Consider the following 18,428-nt stretch of genomic DNA (forward strand, 5'->3'; position numbering starts at 1 on the left):
GCCCCGGCTAATCAATCGTGCTAGGGTTGCCGCCACAAATCGCACAGATCCATCGGTTCAGGGGGGACCAGACCGATGCCGGATGTTGCCGAGTGCGGTGCCGCGACAGGCGCCGAGAGCCCCGCAGGACAGCGCAAGTTCCAGGTTACCTTGATCAAGCCGTCCCACTACGACAAGGACGGCTACGTCATCCAGTGGTGGAAGGCCTGGATCCCCTCCAACTCCCTGGCCGCCCTCTACGGCCTGGTGCTGGACGCCGAGGCGCGCCGGGCGCTGGGGCCGGACGTCGAGATCGAGATCGACGCCTACGACGAGATGAACATCCTGCTGCCCTTCAAGGACATCATCGCCCGCCACAAGGCGGCCGAGGCGCAAGGCGGCGGCGGGCTCATCTGCCTGGTTGGCGTGCAGTCGAACCAGTATCCCCGCGCGCTGCACATCGCAAAGCGGTTCCGCGAGGCGGGCCTGCAGGTCGCCATCGGCGGCTTCCACGTCAGCGGCTGCCTCTCCATGCTGCCGGGTATCCACGAGAGCCTGCAGGAAGCCCTCGACATGGGTTGCTCGCTCTTCGCCGGCGAGGCCGAAGAACACCTGGACCGGGTGCTGAACGACGCCCTCAAGGGCACCTTGGAGCCGGTCTACAACACCATGGCCCAGCTGCCGGACCTGCAGGGCGCCGTCACGCCCTTCCTGCCGGAGAAACTGGTGCGCCGCTACGACGGCGTGCTCAGCAGTTTCGATGCCGGGCGCGGCTGCCCCTTCCAATGCTCCTTCTGCACCATCATCAACGTGCAGGGCCGCAAGTCGCGCTACCGCAGCGCCGACGACATCGAAAAGCTGATCCGCGCCAACTACGCCCAGGGCGTGACGCACTACTTCATCACCGACGATAATTTCGCCCGCAACAAGAACTGGGAAGCGATCTTCGACCGCATGGCCGAGCTGCGCGAAGAAGGCATCGACATCCGCTTCCTCATTCAGGTCGACGTGCTGGCGCACAAGATCCCGAACTTCATCGAGAAGGCCAAGAAGGCCGGCTGCAAGCAGGTCTTCATCGGGCTGGAGAGCATCAACCCGGAAAACCTGAAGGAGATGAAGAAGAACCAGAACAAGATCACCGAATACCGCACCATGTTCCAGCAATGGCGCGCGCAGCAGGTGGTGACCTATGCCGGTTTCATCATGGGCCTGCCGAACGACACGCCGCAGACCATCAAGCGCGACATCGAGATCATCCAGCGCGAAATCCCGGTCGACGTGCTGGAGATCACTATCCTGACGCCCCTGCCCGGTTCCGAAGACCACAAGAACCTCTATACCCAGGGCGTCTGGATGGACCCGGACCTCAACAAGTACGACCTGGAGTGCGTCACCTTTGAACACTCCCGCATGTCACGCGAGGAACTGCAGCAGGCCTATTGGGACGCCTGGGACCACTACTACACCCTGGAACACGCCGAAACGCTGATGCGCCGCGCGGTCGCCGACGGCATCAAGCCGGTGCGCATCTGGCAAAACCTGCTGCAGATCTATGGCGCCATGGGTTACGAGCGCGTGCATCCGCAGCAGTGCGGCTACTTCCGCCGCCGCGTGCGCTCCGAGCGCCGCCCCGAACTGCCGCGCGAGAACGCCCTGATCTTCTTTCCCAAGAACGTCGCCCGCACGCTGCGCAACTACGCGGCCATCGGCCTCTACGCCTGGCGACTGCACCGCCTGCGCCGGCGCGTCGAGAAAGACCCTGCGGCCAAGAGCTATAGCGACCCGGCACTGACTCCGGTCATCGACCACGGCGAGGACGAGGAGCTGGAGATGTATCACGTCAACAAGGCGGCGGAGGCCGCCGTGGCCAAAGCCAAGGCGGAAGCCGAAGCGCGCGAACGTCACCAGGCCAAGCGCGCCAAGATCGACGCGGCGGAGTAGACGCGAAGCCCCCTCACCCTCCCATTACGTGGGCCCCTCCCTCTCCCACCAGGGGAGAGGGAAACCTTCCCGAGCCACTACACCACATTGCCTCTCCCCTGGCGGGAGAAGGTTATGAAGCCTTAGCGAACCAGAACGGTGAGCTCAGGCGGAGCTGGGTGAGGGGGAACGGCGTCGGCAGAAAAAGAACACGGACGCCTCAGTCCCCCAGCATGGCCGCCAGCTTCATGGCGACGCCGGTGGAGCCGCTGATCTTCAGCTTGCCGGTCATGTAGGCGAGCGTCGGGTCCAGAGATCCGGACAGCAACTGGTCGAAGTTCTCCAACGACAGGCTGAGCACGGTGTCCGCCTCCGTATCCGCGCCGTCGGAGGGGCCGATCTCGGGCGGCGTGACCGTGCCGTCCCAGACGATGGAGCCCTCCTCGCCGAGGTTGAACTGAACACGGTAGCCGAGCGGCGGATTTATCGCCGCCTGGGATTTGAGCTTTTCGGTGAGGGAGTCGAGGGACATGGTGCGGCTCCTCCGGGGGGTGCCCGGCCATTCGCCCCTACCTGGATGCCGGCCGGATCGGTTGCGTCGCCCGCCGCTCAGGCGGCGAGACGGCTTTCGGCCGCGGCAATCCAGCCGCCGCCCAAAACCCGGCTGCCTTCATAGCACACCGCGGCCTGACCCGGCGAGATGCCGAATTGGGCTGCATCCAGGACCACCTCGGCCCCGCCCTGCCCTGCCGGGTAGAGCGTCGCCGCCGCCGGCTCGCTCACCGAACGCAGCTTCACCTCGCAGCGCCGGCCTTCTTCCACCAGCGGCTCTCCGCCCAGCCAGTTCATGTCGCGCAGGACAACCCGGTCGCGCGCCAGGGCGGCCTTGGGGCCGACGATGACACGGCGCGTCTCCGGCTCCAGGCGCACGACGAAGAGCGGTTCGGCTTCGCCGCCCACGCCCAGGCCGCGGCGCTGGCCGATGGTGTAGTGGATGATGCCCTCGTGGCGGCCCATGACCCGGCCGTCGACATGCACGATGTCGCCCGGGTCGGCGGCGCCGGGGCGCAGCTTCTGCACCACCTCGGCGTAGGAGCCCTGGGGCACGAAGCAGATGTCCTGGCTGTCCGGCTTGTCGGCGACGACCAGGCCGAAGCGCTCGGCCTCTTCACGCACCCTGTCCTTTTCCATGCCGCCCAGCGGGAAGCGCAGGAAGTCGAGCTGGTCGCGCGTCGTCGCGAAAAGAAAGTAGCTCTGGTCACGCTTGGGGTCGACGGCGCGGTGCAGCTCCGCGCCTTCCGGGCCCATCTGGCGCTGGACATAGTGGCCGGTCGCCAGGCAGTCGGCGCCCAGGTCGCGGGCCGTGGCCAGCAGGTCGCGGAACTTGACCGTCTGGTTGCAGTTCACGCAGGGGATCGGCGTCTCGCCGCGCAGGTAGCTGTCGGCAAAGTCGTCGATGACGGACTCGCGAAAGCGGCTCTCGTAGTCCAGCACGTAGTGCGGGATGCCCAGGCGCTCGGCGACCTGGCGGGCGTCGTAGATGTCCTGGCCGGCGCAGCAGGCGCCCTTCTTGGCCAGCGCCATGCCGTGGTCGTAGAGCTGCAGGGTGATGCCCACCACGTCGAAGCCCTGGGCATGCAGCAGCGCTGCCGTGACCGAGGAGTCCACCCCGCCCGACATGGCCACCACCACGCGGGTCTGCCCCGCCGGCTTGTCGATCCCCAGAGGGTTTGGGCCCAAAGCGTTCATAGGGCCGGAATATAGGGCCGGAACGCCCGGGCGCAAGGAATTGCAGGGAAGGCTACTAGGCGGCGCCCAGGATTTCCCGCAGGCGGTCCAGGGGTTGCGGCCGGCGGCCGAGGTCGAAGGCCACGGTGAAATGGCCCTGATGTCGCAGGAACAAATTCTCAGGCGGCACGCCCCAGCGCCGCGCCAGGGCCAGCCCCCCGGCAAAGGGCGTCAGGTCGTCGGCCTCGCCCAGCGCCATGACGATCTTCTCCGGCGCCATGGCCGGGGCGCCGCGCGGCTCCATCAGCGGCAGGTAGCGGTCGATGTCGGCGACGCTCCAGCCCTTGGCCTGCAGCCGGGCCGGCAGGCCGATGGCCGCGGCCAGGCTGCCCTGGAAGGCGACGTCATGCAGGCTCTCGCTGCAGGCCACCAGGATCAGCGCGTCGGGGCGCAGTTCGGCCGGCCAGTCCTTGGCCGCCACGGCGGCGAGCTGGCTGGTGAGCGCCCCCAGGCTGACCCCGCCGAGCGCCACGGGGCCGCCGCCCTGCCCCCCATTCTGTTGCCGCGCCCAGTCGACGTAGACCGGCACCTCGGCGCCCCAGGCGGCGAAGAGCTGTAGGAAGCCCAGCGGGCCGTGCGCCATGGCCGGCTCGCCGCCGAAGGTGCCGGGCCGGCGCCGCCGGCCGTGCCAGGGCCCCTCCGGGCGGATCACCCGGATGCCCTTCAGCGCCAGGGTCGGCACGATATCGATGCTGTCCATGGCCTCGCTCCAGTGCTCGCTCTCCACGCAGATGCCGTGCAGGGAGATGAGCGTCGGCGGGTTCTCGACATCTTCGGGCTCGAAGACCTGGGCCCAGGCGGTGTCGCCGGGCAGACTCGGGGCGGGAAAGCGGATCCAGCACTGCCGACCGAAGGGGCCGGGCACCCAGTGCGACCGTTCGACCTGGGGCACCCCATCCAGCTTGATGCAGGTCCCGCCGTCGCCTTGCAGCGCCTCGGGGGCCGGCATTTCCTCCGGATGCGGCAGCGCCCACTGCAGCTTGTGCACGCGTTTGCGCAGGCAGAGGAAATAGCGCCGCGCCGCCATGAGGTTGTGGGCGGCCTTGCGGCGGGCGCGCTCGGCCGCCACCAGGACGGCGGCGGGCGGCGCCTCGGCGGCGAAGAAGACATCGCGCCAATGGGCATCGGCCCCGGCGTGAACGCGCTTCAGTTCCTCGGTCCTCGCCAGGGCGCGCCTGATACGCCAGCCGCAGAAACCGCCGGGGAAGGCCTCCAGGCCCAGGGCGGCGGCGAAGGCCGCCTCGTCGGTACCGCTTTCCAGGGCCGCCGCCCAGGCGCGCGACAGCGGAAAATACCAGTGGGGCACCAGCTTCACCGCCAGGCGGTCATACCAGGGCCGCATGACCAGGCCTCCCACGGCATCCCAATTCATCGGGGAGGGCGGCGGGCCCGGCAGGCGGGCGGTTTCGGGAGCGACAGGGGACTCGTTCGACGTCATGGCGCGCGAGCATAGCCCCTGCCCGGCTTCCGCGCAGGCCTTTTACGCACCTTTTTTCGCGCCCTTTTTTGCCATCCGGACTCACGGGGAGTTGAGGCCCGCCGGGCGGCGCGGCCGCTAGACTGGCGCCTCGTCATTCCGCGCAACAAGTCCCCAGGGAGACATCCGATGATCGCCCGTTTGACGCTCTTGCCCCTGCTGAGCCTCTTCCTGCTGCTCGCGGTCCCGGCCGTCCCCGCCGAGGCGGACCCCATGGCGCAGCCCGGCTGGAAGGTGATGAAGACACCGCACGGCTACGCCGACCTGGTCGCGCGCCTGGAGAAAGCCATCGCCGACAACAAGATGGGCCTGGTGGCCCGGGCCAGCGCCACGGTGGGTGCGAAGAAGATGCTGAAGAAGGACATCCCCGGCAACACGGTGATCGGCGTCTACCGCCCGGACTTCGCCGTGCGCATGCTGGAGGCCAGCGTCGCCGCCGGCATCGAGGCGCCGATCCGCTTCTATGTGACGGAAAACCCCGACGGCACCGCCGATCTCAGCTACAAGACGCCGAGCCACGTCTTCGCGCCCTATGGCGACGGCGGCCAGGCGCTGAAGGACCTGGCGGCGGAACTGGACGTGATTTTCGCGAAAATCGCCGCGGACGCGGTGGGGGGATAGCGCGCGCAGTGCCCCGCGCGCCCCGCGCCAAACCTTAATTGATCGACGGCCTCTGCCCGCTGTGGCCCAATAGGCGCGACCTTTGTTCCGTCGTTGGTGCCATCACTCTCTATGCTTGAGCTCACCGCCTACGCAGGCATCTTCCTGATTTCCTTTCTCGCCGCAACGATCCTTCCCGCCCAGTCGGAGGCCGGGCTGGCGGCTTTGCTGCTGTCCGGTGACTATTCGACCGTGCTGCTGATCGCGGTGGCGAGCCTGGGGAACACGCTCGGCGCCGTGGTCAACTGGGCGCTGGGCCGCGGCATCGACCGCTTCAGCGACCGCCGCTGGTTCCCGGTGAAGCCGGCGCAGCTGGAGCGCGCTTCGCGCTGGTACCACCGCTATGGAAGATGGAGCCTGCTGCTCAGCTGGGCGCCCTTGATCGGCGACCCGCTGACCGTGGCCGCCGGCGTACTGCGGGAACCCTTCGGCCCCTTCCTGCTGCTGGTCGCCCTCGCCAAGACCGGGCGCTACCTGGTGGTCGCGGCCCTGGCGCTGAGCTGAGTCCGACGCCGGGCCTTCAGCCCAGCATGTTGTTCACTTCCTTGGGCAGGGCGACGACCAGGCCGTCCAGTTCCTCGGTCATGACAATCTGGCAGCCCAGACGCGAAGAAAGCCGGGAACCATCCGGATCCAAAAAGCATCGCCGCGGCTCCCTTTGCAGGCGATGTGCAATTCTCGAGTACCCGAAGCGACCTGTGGCATCCGTGGGAGCCTCGCAGGGGCGACACCACAGGCCGGCTTCGGGTTGGAGGGCCGGCTGCCTTGGCAGTCGGCCCACCGCCCGCCGGGACAACAACCCGGCGAACCTATTTGCCGGCGCTTGTCATAGGAATGAAGTCGACATCGATCCGCGCCGTCGTTGGCGGCGCATTTGCAATTTCGGTCCTGAAGCGCAGCCGCTCTCCGGCAGAAAGGTCGGATTTGCGAGGCACGATCACGGCATTGGTCAATCTGCGTCCCGCCTTGTCCAGAAGTATGGCCCGCATGCTGGGCAGGCGCTTTGCCCGCTCCGTCGTGTTGGTGACGATCCCCTGCACGACCAACGTCGTGCCGCGCCGCGTCGGGTCAACCAGAGTAATTTCCAGACCCTCGGTCGAGACATCTTGCCGCGTGACCTGATCGTCGGCGCAGGCGCGGTATTGCGACCCGGTTTCCGAGTAGCGGTCAACACAGTTCCTGGCGGCATAGCGGCGCTTGTCGATTCCATTCCAGCCCACGCCGAACCGGGCAATGCGTTCGCGTCCTCCCCTGTTCAGCTTCAGCGAATAGAGACCAGGCTGAAGTGGCCGGTCGGGAACGACGTGGACATAGCCCGGCCAGCCCTGGACGGGCTCCGCAGTGGCGGGCACTATGAAGGAATCGAGCGGCGCCACGACCCATTCGCTGCCATCGATCGGTCCGGCAAAACCACGGGAATCAATTTCGCTCCGCAGCCAGGCAACCCGCCAAATCGTGGCAAGCGAGCGATCGGTCCGCGAGTCACGCGGAATCATTGGGTCGTAGATCACGAACTCGGTAAAGCGGTTGAGGTCCGCGCGCTGCGGCCAAGACTTGACCTCCCACCGGCTATCGCCATCCAGGCGCATCAATTCATCTTCCGGCGTAATTGCATAGAGACCGGCCTCGTCGGGCAGGGGATAGGGCGGCATTTTAGGACCGGCACAGGCCGACAGGACACCTGCCAGCGCAATCGCTCCGGCGCTCGCGAAAATTCGTTCTTTCATCGGTATTGGCTCCCAATTGTAGTCACTCACGGAGACGCAGTCGGGTGCCCCACCCGACATCGCGAAATCCCCTCTCCATGCAAACTTGATCTGAAGTGTTCGAACACCGGCGCCCCTTCGCCCAGGCCCTGCTTGCTATCTCGCCCCCGGTACGAAGCTGTGGGCTGCCCCTATTCCCGGCATCGCGGCGGGCACCTCCCGCGCATTGTCAATTCTTCTAGCCGTCGCCGGGCGTCTCACTGATAGCTGGCGAGTCCATCAGGCCGCCCGCCGCGCCGGCGTGCCCCCTGGAGACCGCGGCATCCTCACCGCCGAAAGCGTCTCGCATGCGGACGTCGGCTCGGCCGCTGGCAGTAGCCTTCGTGACGCCTGGCGTCGCCAGAGCCATGGCCTTGGCGCGCGACATCGTCTTGACCTTTGTGCCGTCGTCCAGAGTCGTGATGGTCATCGACCGGGACATGCTCCGCCGGCCGAAGGGGGTGGTGATATCCTTGCTAAAGGACAACGTCCTACTGCTGAGCGCGTCCCCCGATCCACCCGATATCGACGTGTCGGCCGCGGTGTCCGCCGAAACCGCAGTGCCGGCCCCCTCGGCGGAGGCACCGGCTACGGCTTCCGAGACCGCTTGCGCTTCGACTTCGTCTTCCGTCTCCACAGCGGCTTCCGCACCGGAAGCGGCCGACACGCTGGCGCCATCTGCCTTCGGAGAGACACCCTCGTGGGGACTGTCGCCTTGTGCAGCGACAGAATGTCCCCTGCCGAGCGCCTTGCCCGGCGCAGTTTCACTCTGCTCTGCGGAGGTTTGATTCGCCTCTGCAAGCGCTCCGGAATTTCCCCTGTCGCCGTGAGACGCGGCCTGGGCCGGCACCCAACCCAAGCCAAGTGGGACAGCGCTGGCCGCTGCCAAGAGCAGCATCCGTGGTCCACCTTTCCGCATGACCTCTCCTTTCACTGCAACGTCGCCGAGATTCTTCAAGACAGACATTCACGCTCACTTTCGCGTCTTCTTCATTGCGCAGTAACTATCGTCGCTGCCCGGCCTCAAGACCGTCACTTCAAGTCGATATTCCACCCGACACAAAGTGAGCCCCCCGTGACACAGTTTTCTCTCCGGCTGACTCATTTTTCTCCCGCCATCGCCCGATTTCCGCCGTGCTCTTGACTTACCTTCCCTGGCATGGGCGAAACGCGATGACGCCGCGACGGCGATAAGAGAATGTCGATGGCGCGGCATCAGATTCCGAAGCAAAGAGAGTTTTTCGTTGCAGATACGAACGGTCGAGAAAGCAAAGCACACGACAGCTTGCGGCGAAGCACCCGAACTTCATGCGCGCTTGATCACGGAAGGAATATCAAGCGGCTCATCGTGTCGATCACCCAGGAGCCTCGCTGGACATGAGCCGGGAGAATGATCTCGCGGCTCAACCTCATTTTCTCGTGGGAGCCTCAGGAAACTTCCTAAGGAGTTGAGAGCATGAGACACAGGAACATCCGAACCTACCTGCTGGGCGCGGTCTCCGCGTTCGCCCTCGGCGCTTTTGCCGCCGGCGGCCCGGCCATGGCCGACACCTTGGACGCTTCGGCGTCCTCCAACGCCACGGCGAGCAGCAGCGGTAAGGGCTCCGCCACCGCGTCCAACGAAACCACCGCCAGCATCGGCAAGGACGCTGAGGGCAACATCAACGGCACGACGACTTCCGACTCGACGGCCAGCGCCACCGGTGACGCCACTGCCGGCGCCAGCGGTGAAGGCTCTGTCGGTGCGACCGGTGACGGCCTCGATGCCGGCGCGGCCGCCGCGACAGGTTCCGCCGTCAGCTCTTCCGGCGAAACCGGCGCCGCCAGCGCTGCCAGTGCCGCGGCTGCCGGAGTCTCCGTGAACGACGGCCAGGTCTCGGCCGGCGCAGCCGGGGCCGGCGGCTCCGCCTCCACTGAGGGCTCGGAAGCGATCGCGGGGGCCGACGCCGGCGCCCATGCGTCTCTCTCCGGTTCCGAGCTGGATGTAGGCGCCGGTGCCGGCGCGAGCGCCGTATCGATCGGTGATGACTCGTCGAGCGCCGCCAGCAACGCCAGCGCCAGTGCCGCCCTCAGCGATAACGGCACCGTCGCCTCGACCATGTCCGATGTCGGCGCCGAAGCCACCGAGGGTGGCATGGCGAATGCCGACGCCTACGGAACCGCCATCAACGAAGGCGACGGCTATGGCGTCGCGGCCAACAGCGCCGCTGCCGCTGCCGTCGAAGGAATGGGCAGCGCCCACGGCAGCTCCGGGGCGATGGCCAGCATCGCAATGACCGAGAGCGGACTGGAAACCAACTCCAGCGCCGGCGCCTCGACTGAGACGACCGGTAATGGCGAAGCCACCGCCGACGCTTCGGCTGCCGGCTACGGCACCATCGGAGAGGTTCCCGAACCTGAAGAGGACGTTGCCAGCGCGGCGGTCGAGGACAACCCGGAAGCCTGGGGTGCTGTCTCGAGCAACGCGGCCGCTTCTTCCGCCGTCTTGGGTGGCAGTGTTCCGGTCGCCGAGGCCGCCGCGGGCGGCGACGCCGCCTTCGGCAACGCTGCGGGCGGTTCCGCCAACAGCAATGCCGGTGCCTCGACGATGACCTATGCCGGCGAGCAGACCGGGGCCGAGTCCGAGGCCGACGGTTCCGCCAGCATCATCATCCAGTAACCTTGAGACGCCCATTTCAGGGCGAGGTGTTGGGGCCGGTGGGAGTTAGCTTCCATCGGCTCCTTCGCCACGCTCTGGCAACCCGCAGAGGACAGGTGCGATGATCCGAGTGACAGCGATCACTTCCCTGATAATTCTGGCGGCACTCTGGGCCGCTCCAATGGCGATAGGTGACATGACCGGAAAATCCAACGACGGCTCGAAGCAGAATACCGAAGCGCGGGCCACGACTTCGGCCTCGGCATCCGCTTCAGTTTCCTCCACGTCGTCGCCCGGCGGGCGAGGCTGTGAGGCAATCGCCAGGTCGCACGCTTCGGCCACGGCGGACGGCCGGCAGGTTTACGACAGCGACGAGAAGACGCAGCGGAGTTCCGGCGACGGCTGTACTGCGAAGGCACGCTCCAGTGCCACGGCCACGTCTGGCGGCAAGCAGAGCGATCCGCCGCAGAAGTAATTCTACGAGCGACCGCGCGAACGGATCTGCGCTTCGCCGACCCGGCATTGCTAGCGATGGATAGCAGACGGGCCGGGCCTCAGCCCAGCATGTTGTTCACTTCCCTGGGCAGCTCGACGACCAGGCCGTCGAGGTCCTCGGTCATGACGATCTGGCAGCCCAGACGCGAGGTCGGCTTGAGGCCGAAGGCGAGGTCGAGCATGTCCTCCTCGTCCTCGGAAGGCTCGCCCAGCTTGTCGTACCAGCCCTCGTCGACGATGACGTGGCAGGTGGCGCAGGCCAGCGAGCCCTCGCAGGCCCCCTCGATGTCCACGTCGTAGCGGTGGGCGATCTCCATCACCGAGAGACCGACGGGGGCATCCACCTCCTTGCGGGTCCCATCCTTCTCGATGAACGTCAACTTCGGCATAAAGTTCTGCTCCTAACTCGTCGTCTGCTCGGCCCCGGCTATTCCGCAGCCGCGCTGCCCTCTTCGCGCAGCCGCTTGACCGCCGTCCCCAGTTCCTCCACCGCCCGGTCGATCTCCGCCTCCGTATTGAAGCGGCCGATGCCGATGCGGATCGACCCGCGCGCCCGGTCTTCCGGCAGGCCCAGGGCCTGCAGCACGTAGGACGGCTCCACCGCCGTCGAGGTGCAGGCCGAGCCGGAGGAAACGGCCAGGCCCGCCAGCGCCTTGATCAGGGCCTCGGCGTCCACCCCCTCGAAGGCGAGGTTGAGGTTGCCGGGGATCCGCTGCGTGGCGTGGCCGTTCAGCGCGACCCCGGGAAGGCGGCCTGTAATGCCCTCCAGGAGGCGGGTCTTCAAGGCCGAAATGCGCGCCTCTTCCTCGGCCATCTCCTGGCCGGCAATCTCGGCGGCCTGGCCGAGGCCGACGCAGAGCGGCGTCGGCAGGGTGCCGGAGCGCAGGCCCCGCTCCTGCCCGCCGCCGTCGATCATGGGCTCCAGGCGCACCCGCGGCCGGCGTCGCACGTAGAGCGCGCCAATGCCCTTGGGGCCGTAGAACTTGTGGCCGGAGATGCTCAGCAGGTCGATGCCCAGGGCCGCCACGTCGAGGGGGATCTTGCCCACCGCCTGGGCGGCGTCGCAGTGGAAGTAGGCACCCTTGGCGTGGCAGATTTCGGCAATCTCGGCCAGCGGCTGGATGACGCCGATCTCGTTGTTCACCGCCATGATGGAGACCACGGAGGTCTCCTCGCTCACCGTCTCGGCCAGCCGGTCCAGGTCGACTAGGCCGTCGGGGCGCACCGGCAGGAAATCGACGCGGTGACCCTCGCGCTCCAGGTGGCGCACGCTCTCAATCACGCACTTGTGCTCGGTCGGCAGGGTGACGACATGGGGGCGCCTGTCGCGGTGGAAGCGCGCGGCACCCTTGATGGCCAGGTTGTTGGACTCCGTCGCCCCGGAGGTGAAGATCACCTCGCGCGGCGTGGCGCCGATCAGGGCGGCGAGCTGGGCGCGCGCCTTCTCCACCGCCTCCTCGGCGTCCCAGCCGAAGGCGTGGTGGGTCGAGTGGGGGTTGCCGAAGCGCTCGGTGAAGAAAGGCAGCATGGCCTCGACCACCCGCGGGTCGGTCGGCGTGGTCGCCTGGTTGTCCAGATAGATGCCCGGCGGCCGCCGGTTGGGCTTTTTGGGATTCGGCTTGCCGCTGTGTTTCTCCGTCATGCCCGCGCCCTCACGCCGCCTTGCTGCGGCGGTAGAGATCGCCCCAGGCGGCGATCAGCCGCTCGACGTCTTCGGGCACGCTGGCCCAGCCGAGCGACACGCGGATCGCCGAGCCGGCCTCGTCCGGGCTCGCGCCCATGGCGGTCAGCACATGGGAGGGCTGGACCTTGCCGGAGGAGCAGGCGGCGCCGGAGCTGACCGCCACCCCGGCCAGGTCGAGGGCCATGAGCTGGGTCTCCGCGGCCAGGCCGGCGACGGCGACGCAGGAGGTGTTGGGCAGGCGCGGCACGGCGCCGCCGAACACCTTAAGACCGGGTGCCAAGCTTTTGATTTCCCGTTCGAAATGGTCGCGCAGCTCACCCAATTTCTGAAGTTTCGGCAATTCTTCAAGTGCGATCTCAGCCGCGCGCCCGAAACCGACGATTCCCGCCAGGTTCTCGGTCCCGGCGCGGCGCCGGCGCTCCTGCCCGCCGCCGCGCTGCAGGGCGCTCAGCGGCAGCTCCGGGGAGGCCAGCAAGGCGCCCACGCCCGGCGGTCCGCCGAGCTTGTGGGCCGAGAGGGTCATGAGGTCGACGCCGAGGTCGATCATGCGGAAGGGAATCTTGCCGGCGGCCTGTACGGCATCGCAGTGGACCCAGGCGCCGGCGGCGTGGGCGAGCGAGACCACGGCCTCGACGGGCTGGATCACGCCGGTCTCGTTGTTGGCCAGCATGACCGAAACCAGGCTGCCCTCGGGCACGGTCTCCAGCGCCGCGGAAAGGGCGTCCAGGTCGATCTCGCCATCGGCGCTCAGGCCGATGAGCATGATCTCCGGCACCGCCTGCAGCACCGAGTCATGCTCGCCCGCGGAGGCCAGAATGCGCTGTGCCGGCAGGCCGCGCAGGGCCAGGTTGTTGGCCTCGGTGCCGCCGGAGGTGAAGATCACCCAGGCCGGATCGACGCCGGCCAGGGCCGCGACCTTGGCCCGCGCCTCCTCCACCAGGCGTCGGGCGCGGCGGCCCGGCCCATGCACCGAGGAGGCGTTGCCGGGCTCGGCCAGCGCCGCGGCCATGGCGTCGAGCGCTTCAGGCCGGATCGGCGCCGTGGCGTTGTAGTCGAGGTAGGCGGTCATGCTGGTTCGCGGCTGGCTCGCGTGGAGGCTTGCGGCCGCCGGCCTAGCCGGCGGCGCGGCAGGGGTTGCGGTCGTCGGCGGGGTCTTGGTCGGCCGAGGCGTCGCTGCCGGACACCTGCACCGCGGCGCGAGGCGCGCAGGAGCCGACGCCGCTGGTCCCCAGGATCCGACGCGAGATGACATCGTCCACGGTGACGGAGCTGAGGTAGAGGTAGATCTGGTTGCCGAGCTCTTCCCAGAGGTCATGGGTCTGGCAGCGGCTCTGGTTGCCGCGGCAACCCAGCGGCTGGCCGGGCATGCAGCGGGTGGCGCGGATCGGCTCGTCCACCGCCAGGATGATGTCGGAGATCCGGGTTTCCTCGGGCGTGTGGGCCAGCAGGTAGCCGCCGCCGGGGCCGCGCACGGAACGCACCAGCCCGCCGCGCCGCAGTTTGGCGAAGAGCTGCTCAAGGTAGGAGAGAGAAATCTCCTGCCGCTCGGCGATGTCGGCCAGGGCCACGGGACGGCCCTCGGCATGGCTGGCGAGGTCGCAGAGCGCCATCACGGCGTAGCGGCCTTTGGTGCTCAACTTCACCCTTTCTCTCCCTTCTGTGGACCCGGTGGCGTCAGCACTTGGGCGGCCTCAGCACTTGCCTTCCGGCTGCTTCGCCTCGCCCACACGGCTCAACTCACGCTCGTCGCCTTCAACGGGAAGGCCGTTGCCGGAGGTTTCCTTGCCGGAGCCGGCCTCGAGTTCGTTCACGCGGGCGCGCAGGCTCTGCACCTCGTCCAGCAGGCCGTCCAGCGCCCGGGCGACCGGGTCCGGAATATTGCCGGTCGGCGTGCCGTAAGCGACGAAGGGGGCTTTTTCGTTGTCCGGGGTCTTGCTGGTCTGAACCGCGCGGCCGGGAATGCCGACGATGGTGGCGCCCTCCGGCACCTCCTTGGTCACCACCGCGTTGGCGCCGATGCGCGCGCAGCGGCCGACCGTGAAGGGGCCCAGGATCTGGGCGCCGGAGCCGACGATGACGTTGTCGAGCAGGGTCGGGTGGCGCTTCACGTTGCGCTGGCTGTCGCTGTCGACGCTGGGCGAGGTCCCGCCCAGGGTCACCCCCTGGTAGAGGGTCACGTCGTCGCCGATCTCGGCGGTCTCGCCGATCACCACGCCCATGCCGTGATCGATGAAAAAACGCTCGCCGATGGTCGCGCCGGGATGGATTTCGATGCCGGTCAGGACCCGCCCGAGGGCCGATATCCAGCGGCCCAGCAGGTACCAGCGCCGCCGCCAGCAGGCATTGGCCAGGCGATAGAGCATGATAGCCTGGAAACCGGGGTAACAAAGCACCACCTCTAGGCGGGAGCGCGCCGCGGGGTCGCGCTGCATGGTGGCATCGATTTCGGCCCGTAGAGACTTGAACATCGCTTCGTCCATCGTGCTATTATCGCCGCCTTTTGTCGCCCCGGGCGGTCGTTGGCGCAGATCATGCGCCCAAAGGTTCCCAAGCGACAATACCTGGAGATATAGTAAGCCTGAGTAGAATGGTCAAGTTTCCGGCTGGCCAAAAAAGGTCGGAAAAATAACAAGATGCGATCAACGGACGAAACGTCCAAGCAAAACGCCTGAGATAAGCGCAGGGACATGCGGCCGCGCCGCCGGTCCCCCGGAAAGCCTTTCCGGGGCCCGCTGGAGCGCCGGGAGCCCGCCCGATCGCACCGCCGAGAAAAGAATAGGAATAAAGGGTCTATGCCTGACGTGATCTTCAATGGCCCCGAGGGCCGTCTTGAAGGACGCTACCAGCACAGCAAGCGCCCCAATGCGCCCATTGCCCTCATGCTGCACCCCCACCCGCAATACGGGGGCACCATGAACAACAAGGTCGTCTATACGCTGTTCCACGCCTTCGTCCGCCAGGGCTTCTCGGTCCTGCGCTTCAACTTCCGGGGCGTCGGGCGCTCGCAGGGCGTCTTCGACCGTGGCGAGGGGGAGCTGTCGGACGCTGCGGCGGCGCTGGACTGGCTCCAGACCTACAACGAGAACGCCGAGGGCTGCTGGATCGCCGGCTTCTCCTTCGGCGCCTGGATCGGCATGCAGCTGCTGATGCGCCGGCCGGAGATCAGCGGCTTCATCTCCGTGGCCCCGCCGGCCAACATGCACGATTTCAGCTTCCTGGCGCCCTGCCCTTCCTCCGGCCTGATCCTCCAGGGCGACAAGGACGAGGTGGTGCCCGAGCCCTCGGTGAAGAAGCTGGTCGACAAGCTGTCGTCCCAGCGCGGCATCGCCATCGACTACCGGGTCGTGTCCGGGGCCGGGCATTTCTTCCAGGACGAGATGGAAGAGCTCAGCGGCCACGTCGACGACTACCTGGCCAAGGCCCTGGCGGCCGACAAGAGCAAGACCGCCACCGGCTGAGTTCCGGAAAATACCTAGGCGTGGGCGCCTTCGGGGGCCGGGTGCAGCCGGCCGCCGCTGGCCGGGCGGCTGACGCCGGTCGTCGTCGGCAGGGTCAGCGGCAGCCCCGCCAGGGGGCGCAGGGGCAGGGAGGGGAAGGCCCGGGGCTCCCGCGCATCGCCCTGCCAGCCCACCGCCTCGACCGGCTCGACCGGCGCCTCCAGCCGCGCGGCCAGCATGGCCATGAGGGTCGGGTTGTGGCGCCCGCCGCCGGTGATCAGCCAGCGCCGGACCGGGGCCGCAAAGTGCTCGACCGCCTTGGCGATCGTCGCCGCGGTGAAGGCGGTCAGCGTCGCCGCGCCGTCCTCCAGCGACAGCCCCGCCGCCGGGACCGCCGAGAAGTCGTCCCGGTCCAGGGACTTCGGCGGGACGCGGTCGAAATAGGGATTGTCCAGCAGGCGGGCCAGCAGACCCTCATCCACCCGGCCGGCCCGGGCCAGAGCCCCGTCGCGGTCCAGCGGATCGCGCCCGTGCTGCTCCACCCAGTCGTTGATCAGGGCGTTGCCGGGGCCGGTGTCGAAGGCCAGCACCTCTCCCTCCGTTTCACCGATCCAGGCAACGTTGGCGACGCCGCCGATGTTGACCACCGCCAGGGGCCGCTCCAGGTCGGCGGCCAGGGCCGCCTGGTAGAGCGGCACCAGGGGCGCGCCCTCTCCGCCCAGGGCGACGTCGTTGCCGCGCAGGTCCGCCACCACGTCGATGCCGGTCTCCGCGGCCAGCAGGGCGCCGTCGCCGATCTGCCAGGTCCGGCCTTCCTGGGGCCGGTGCAGGATGGTGTGGCCGTGAAAGCCGATGACGCGGACTTCCTCCGCGGCGACCCCCGCCTCCCTCAGCAGGCGGCGAACCGCCGCCACGTGGCGCAGGGTCAGTTCCCGCTCGACTTCCTCGACCGGGCCCTGGCCGCCCAGGACCGAGCGCAGGCTGCGGCGCGTTTCCGGATCGTAGGGCAGGCTGAGGAAGGCGCCCATGGCCACCTGGCGCGCGCCGTCGCTGCGGATCAGCGCCGCGTCGATGCCGTCCAGCGAGGTGCCGCTCATCAGGCCCAGGGCCCAGGGCTTTGCCTCATCCGATGCCATAGCTGTCCCGTCCTTCGCTTGCTTCCAGGGCCCGGCTGAGTGGGGTTCTAGCGGGCAGAGATTACGATTCGGTCAAACAAGGTTAACGCCCGCCGCCGCTCCGCGGGACGGAAATCTTGCGGCCTCAAATTGTGATCCGGCGGCGATTGTGTTAAATGCCAGCGCCCGCCGACGGCGGCAGCCTTCAAGCCAGCAGGACCAGACAGGACCATGACAGCGCCCCGTTCCGACTTCCTGCGGACCCTCCAGGACCGCGGATTCATCCACCAGTGCACCGATATCGACGCGCTCGACGCGCGCGCGCTGGAAGGGCCGCTGACCGCCTATATCGGCTTCGACGCCACGGCGGACAGCCTGCACGTCGGCTCGCTGGTGCAGATCATGATGCTGCGCTGGGCGCAGAAGACCGGCCACCGGCCCATCGCCCTGATGGGCGGCGGCACCACCAAGATCGGCGACCCCTCCGGCAAGGACGAGTCCCGCCAGCTGCTGACCAGCGCGCAGATCGAGGCCAACATCGCCGGCATCCGCACCGCCTTCGACAACCTGCTGAGCTTCGGCGAGGGCCCCGGCGAAGCGGTGATGATGAACAACGCCGACTGGCTGGACGGCCTGCAGTACATCGATTTCCTGCGCGACGTCGGCCCGCACTTCACCATCAACCGCATGCTGACCTTCGACAGCGTGAAGCTGCGCCTCGACCGCGAGCAGCCGCTGACCTTCCTGGAATTCAACTACATGATCCTCCAGGCCTACGACTTCCTGGAGCTCAGCCGGCGCATGGACTGCTGCCTGCAGATGGGCGGCTCCGACCAGTGGGGCAACATCGTCAACGGCGTCGAGCTGGGCCGGCGCATCGACCAGCGCCCGCTCTACGGCCTGACCACGCCCCTGATCACCACCGCCTCCGGCGCCAAGATGGGCAAGACCGCCGCCGGCGCCATCTGGCTCAGCGAGAAGCGCCTCAGCCATTACGACTACTGGCAGTTCTGGCGCAACACCGAGGACGGCGACGTCGGCCGCTTCCTGCGCCTCTTCACCGAGCTGCCGCTGGACGAGGTCGCCCGGCTGGAGGCCCTGGAAGGCGCCGAGATCAACGAGGCGAAGAAAATCCTGGCCCTGGAGGCGACCAAGCTGTGCCGCGGCGCGGCGGCGGCGGCCGAGGCGGCGGAGACCGCGCGCCAGACCTTCGAGGAAGGCAAGAGCGCCGAGGGCCTGCCGACCATCGAGGTGACCCAGGCCGAACTCAACGGCGGCATCATGGTGTTTGAGCTGATGCGCCGCGCCGGTCTGGCCAAGAGCAACGGCGAAGCCCGACGCCTGATCAAGGGTGGCGGGGCACGCGTCAACGACGTTGCCATCAGCGACGAAATGGCGACGGTCGGACCCGACGACCTTAGCCCCGAGGGCAGGATCAAGCTCTCCGCCGGCAAGAAGCGCCACGCGCTGGTGAAACTGGCGGGCTGACG

Annotated in this window: 18 protein-coding genes; 7 read left to right on the forward strand and 11 right to left on the reverse strand. The window is 67.8% G+C overall.

Annotated features, from left to right (window positions below; genetic code table 11):
- Nucleotides 1-75: 75 nt before the first annotated feature.
- Entirely contained in the window at nt 76-1,920 is a 1,845-nt protein-coding gene (locus H7X47_RS08945; protein WP_193368319.1) for a B12-binding domain-containing radical SAM protein, read from the forward strand.
- 199 nt (nt 1,921-2,119) lie between these two features.
- Here H7X47_RS08945 and H7X47_RS08950 read toward each other — a convergent pair whose 3' ends face one another.
- From H7X47_RS08950 to H7X47_RS08960, 3 genes are all read right to left on the reverse strand, one after another.
- The gene (locus tag H7X47_RS08950) at nt 2,120-2,431 is read right to left on the reverse strand and encodes an SCP2 sterol-binding domain-containing protein (protein ID WP_193368320.1); all 312 of its coding nucleotides are present in this window, start codon (nt 2,429-2,431) and stop codon (nt 2,120-2,122) included.
- Nucleotides 2,432-2,508: 77 nt separating this feature from the next.
- Nucleotides 2,509-3,648 carry a tRNA 2-thiouridine(34) synthase MnmA gene (mnmA, locus tag H7X47_RS08955; RefSeq protein ID WP_193368321.1) on the reverse strand — a complete coding sequence of 380 codons (1,140 nt, stop codon included), beginning with the start codon at nt 3,646-3,648 and terminating at the stop codon, nt 2,509-2,511.
- Between the two features lie 55 nt (nt 3,649-3,703).
- Nucleotides 3,704-5,125: a hypothetical protein gene (locus H7X47_RS08960; RefSeq protein WP_193368322.1), complete on the reverse strand. Its 1,422-nt coding sequence runs from the start codon at nt 5,123-5,125 to the stop codon at nt 3,704-3,706.
- Nucleotides 5,126-5,293: 168 nt separating this feature from the next.
- Between H7X47_RS08960 and H7X47_RS08965 the strand changes: the two genes are divergently transcribed.
- Nucleotides 5,294-5,785, forward strand: a complete 492-nt coding sequence (locus H7X47_RS08965; RefSeq protein ID WP_193368323.1) for a DUF302 domain-containing protein — start codon at nt 5,294-5,296, stop codon at nt 5,783-5,785.
- A gap of 111 nt (nt 5,786-5,896) precedes the next feature.
- Nucleotides 5,897-6,328, forward strand: coding sequence for a YqaA family protein (locus H7X47_RS08970; RefSeq protein WP_193368324.1), 432 nt, complete (start codon nt 5,897-5,899; stop codon nt 6,326-6,328).
- Nucleotides 6,329-6,633: 305 nt separating this feature from the next.
- Here H7X47_RS08970 and H7X47_RS08980 read toward each other — a convergent pair whose 3' ends face one another.
- A complete protein-coding gene (locus H7X47_RS08980; RefSeq protein ID WP_193368325.1) occupies nt 6,634-7,551 on the reverse strand; it encodes an FxLYD domain-containing protein in 918 nt (305 codons plus the stop codon).
- A gap of 217 nt (nt 7,552-7,768) precedes the next feature.
- Nucleotides 7,769-8,206 (reverse strand): hypothetical protein, encoded by a 438-nt coding sequence (locus tag H7X47_RS08985; RefSeq protein ID WP_193368326.1) that lies wholly within the window; start codon nt 8,204-8,206, stop codon nt 7,769-7,771.
- Between the two features lie 819 nt (nt 8,207-9,025).
- Here H7X47_RS08985 and H7X47_RS08990 point away from each other — a divergent pair.
- Both H7X47_RS08990 and H7X47_RS08995 read left to right on the forward strand, forming a co-directional pair.
- The gene (locus H7X47_RS08990) at nt 9,026-10,228 is read left to right on the forward strand and encodes a hypothetical protein (protein WP_193368327.1); all 1,203 of its coding nucleotides are present in this window, start codon (nt 9,026-9,028) and stop codon (nt 10,226-10,228) included.
- 175 nt (nt 10,229-10,403) lie between these two features.
- Complete coding sequence (locus tag H7X47_RS08995; RefSeq protein WP_193368328.1) at nt 10,404-10,682, forward strand: hypothetical protein; 279 nt, start codon at nt 10,404-10,406, stop codon at nt 10,680-10,682.
- 79 nt (nt 10,683-10,761) lie between these two features.
- Here H7X47_RS08995 and H7X47_RS09000 read toward each other — a convergent pair whose 3' ends face one another.
- From H7X47_RS09000 to cysE, 5 genes are read right to left on the reverse strand one after another with little or no spacing between them, the layout of a single operon-like run.
- Nucleotides 10,762-11,091 carry a ferredoxin family 2Fe-2S iron-sulfur cluster binding protein gene (locus tag H7X47_RS09000; protein WP_193368329.1) on the reverse strand — a complete coding sequence of 110 codons (330 nt, stop codon included), beginning with the start codon at nt 11,089-11,091 and terminating at the stop codon, nt 10,762-10,764.
- A 38-nt stretch (nt 11,092-11,129) separates the two neighbouring features.
- Nucleotides 11,130-12,344 carry an IscS subfamily cysteine desulfurase gene (locus H7X47_RS09005; RefSeq protein WP_193368330.1) on the reverse strand — a complete coding sequence of 405 codons (1,215 nt, stop codon included), beginning with the start codon at nt 12,342-12,344 and terminating at the stop codon, nt 11,130-11,132.
- A gap of 10 nt (nt 12,345-12,354) precedes the next feature.
- Nucleotides 12,355-13,455 carry a cysteine desulfurase family protein gene (locus H7X47_RS09010; RefSeq protein WP_193368331.1) on the reverse strand — a complete coding sequence of 367 codons (1,101 nt, stop codon included), beginning with the start codon at nt 13,453-13,455 and terminating at the stop codon, nt 12,355-12,357.
- 43 nt (nt 13,456-13,498) lie between these two features.
- Nucleotides 13,499-14,029: an Rrf2 family transcriptional regulator gene (locus tag H7X47_RS09015; protein WP_193368332.1), complete on the reverse strand. Its 531-nt coding sequence runs from the start codon at nt 14,027-14,029 to the stop codon at nt 13,499-13,501.
- 48 nt (nt 14,030-14,077) lie between these two features.
- Nucleotides 14,078-14,866: a serine O-acetyltransferase gene (gene cysE / locus H7X47_RS09020; protein ID WP_227010329.1), complete on the reverse strand. Its 789-nt coding sequence runs from the start codon at nt 14,864-14,866 to the stop codon at nt 14,078-14,080.
- A gap of 312 nt (nt 14,867-15,178) precedes the next feature.
- Between cysE and H7X47_RS09025 the strand changes: the two genes are divergently transcribed.
- A complete protein-coding gene (locus tag H7X47_RS09025) occupies nt 15,179-15,844 on the forward strand; it encodes an alpha/beta hydrolase (RefSeq protein WP_193368333.1) in 666 nt (221 codons plus the stop codon).
- Nucleotides 15,845-15,858: 14 nt separating this feature from the next.
- Here H7X47_RS09025 and H7X47_RS09030 read toward each other — a convergent pair whose 3' ends face one another.
- Nucleotides 15,859-16,959 (reverse strand): anhydro-N-acetylmuramic acid kinase, encoded by a 1,101-nt coding sequence (locus H7X47_RS09030; protein ID WP_193368334.1) that lies wholly within the window; start codon nt 16,957-16,959, stop codon nt 15,859-15,861.
- A gap of 210 nt (nt 16,960-17,169) precedes the next feature.
- Here H7X47_RS09030 and tyrS point away from each other — a divergent pair, with 210 nt between their 5' ends.
- On the forward strand, nt 17,170-18,426 hold the full coding sequence (gene tyrS / locus H7X47_RS09035; protein WP_193368335.1) for a tyrosine--tRNA ligase: 1,257 nt from the start codon (nt 17,170-17,172) through the stop codon (nt 18,424-18,426).
- The last annotated feature ends 2 nt before the right edge of the window (nt 18,427-18,428 follow it).

The organism is Pelagibius marinus (genome assembly GCF_014925385.1).
In the GTDB taxonomy this organism is placed as follows: Bacteria; Pseudomonadota; Alphaproteobacteria; order Kiloniellales; family Kiloniellaceae; genus Pelagibius; species Pelagibius marinus.

Bases quoted from the DNA above. Each gene is read 5' to 3' on its own strand.
- H7X47_RS09000 (WP_193368329.1), bottom strand. From the start codon at position 11,091: ATGCCGAAGTTGACGTTCATCGAGAAGGATGGGACCCGCAAGGAGGTG.
- tyrS (WP_193368335.1), top strand. From the start codon at position 17,170: ATGACAGCGCCCCGTTCCGACTTCCTGCGGACCCTCCAGGACCGCGGA.
- H7X47_RS08945 (WP_193368319.1), top strand. From the start codon at position 76: ATGCCGGATGTTGCCGAGTGCGGTGCCGCGACAGGCGCCGAGAGCCCC.
- H7X47_RS08950 (WP_193368320.1), bottom strand. From the start codon at position 2,431: ATGTCCCTCGACTCCCTCACCGAAAAGCTCAAATCCCAGGCGGCGATA.
- H7X47_RS08990 (WP_193368327.1), top strand. From the start codon at position 9,026: ATGAGACACAGGAACATCCGAACCTACCTGCTGGGCGCGGTCTCCGCG.
- H7X47_RS09005 (WP_193368330.1), bottom strand. From the start codon at position 12,344: ATGACGGAGAAACACAGCGGCAAGCCGAATCCCAAAAAGCCCAACCGG.
- H7X47_RS08960 (WP_193368322.1), bottom strand. From the start codon at position 5,125: ATGACGTCGAACGAGTCCCCTGTCGCTCCCGAAACCGCCCGCCTGCCG.
- H7X47_RS09030 (WP_193368334.1), bottom strand. From the start codon at position 16,959: ATGGCATCGGATGAGGCAAAGCCCTGGGCCCTGGGCCTGATGAGCGGC.
- H7X47_RS09010 (WP_193368331.1), bottom strand. From the start codon at position 13,455: ATGACCGCCTACCTCGACTACAACGCCACGGCGCCGATCCGGCCTGAA.
- H7X47_RS09025 (WP_193368333.1), top strand. From the start codon at position 15,179: ATGCCTGACGTGATCTTCAATGGCCCCGAGGGCCGTCTTGAAGGACGC.
- H7X47_RS08995 (WP_193368328.1), top strand. From the start codon at position 10,404: ATGACCGGAAAATCCAACGACGGCTCGAAGCAGAATACCGAAGCGCGG.
- H7X47_RS08970 (WP_193368324.1), top strand. From the start codon at position 5,897: ATGCTTGAGCTCACCGCCTACGCAGGCATCTTCCTGATTTCCTTTCTC.
- mnmA (WP_193368321.1), bottom strand. From the start codon at position 3,648: ATGAACGCTTTGGGCCCAAACCCTCTGGGGATCGACAAGCCGGCGGGG.
- H7X47_RS08980 (WP_193368325.1), bottom strand. From the start codon at position 7,551: ATGAAAGAACGAATTTTCGCGAGCGCCGGAGCGATTGCGCTGGCAGGT.
- H7X47_RS08965 (WP_193368323.1), top strand. From the start codon at position 5,294: ATGATCGCCCGTTTGACGCTCTTGCCCCTGCTGAGCCTCTTCCTGCTG.
- cysE (WP_227010329.1), bottom strand. From the start codon at position 14,866: ATGGACGAAGCGATGTTCAAGTCTCTACGGGCCGAAATCGATGCCACC.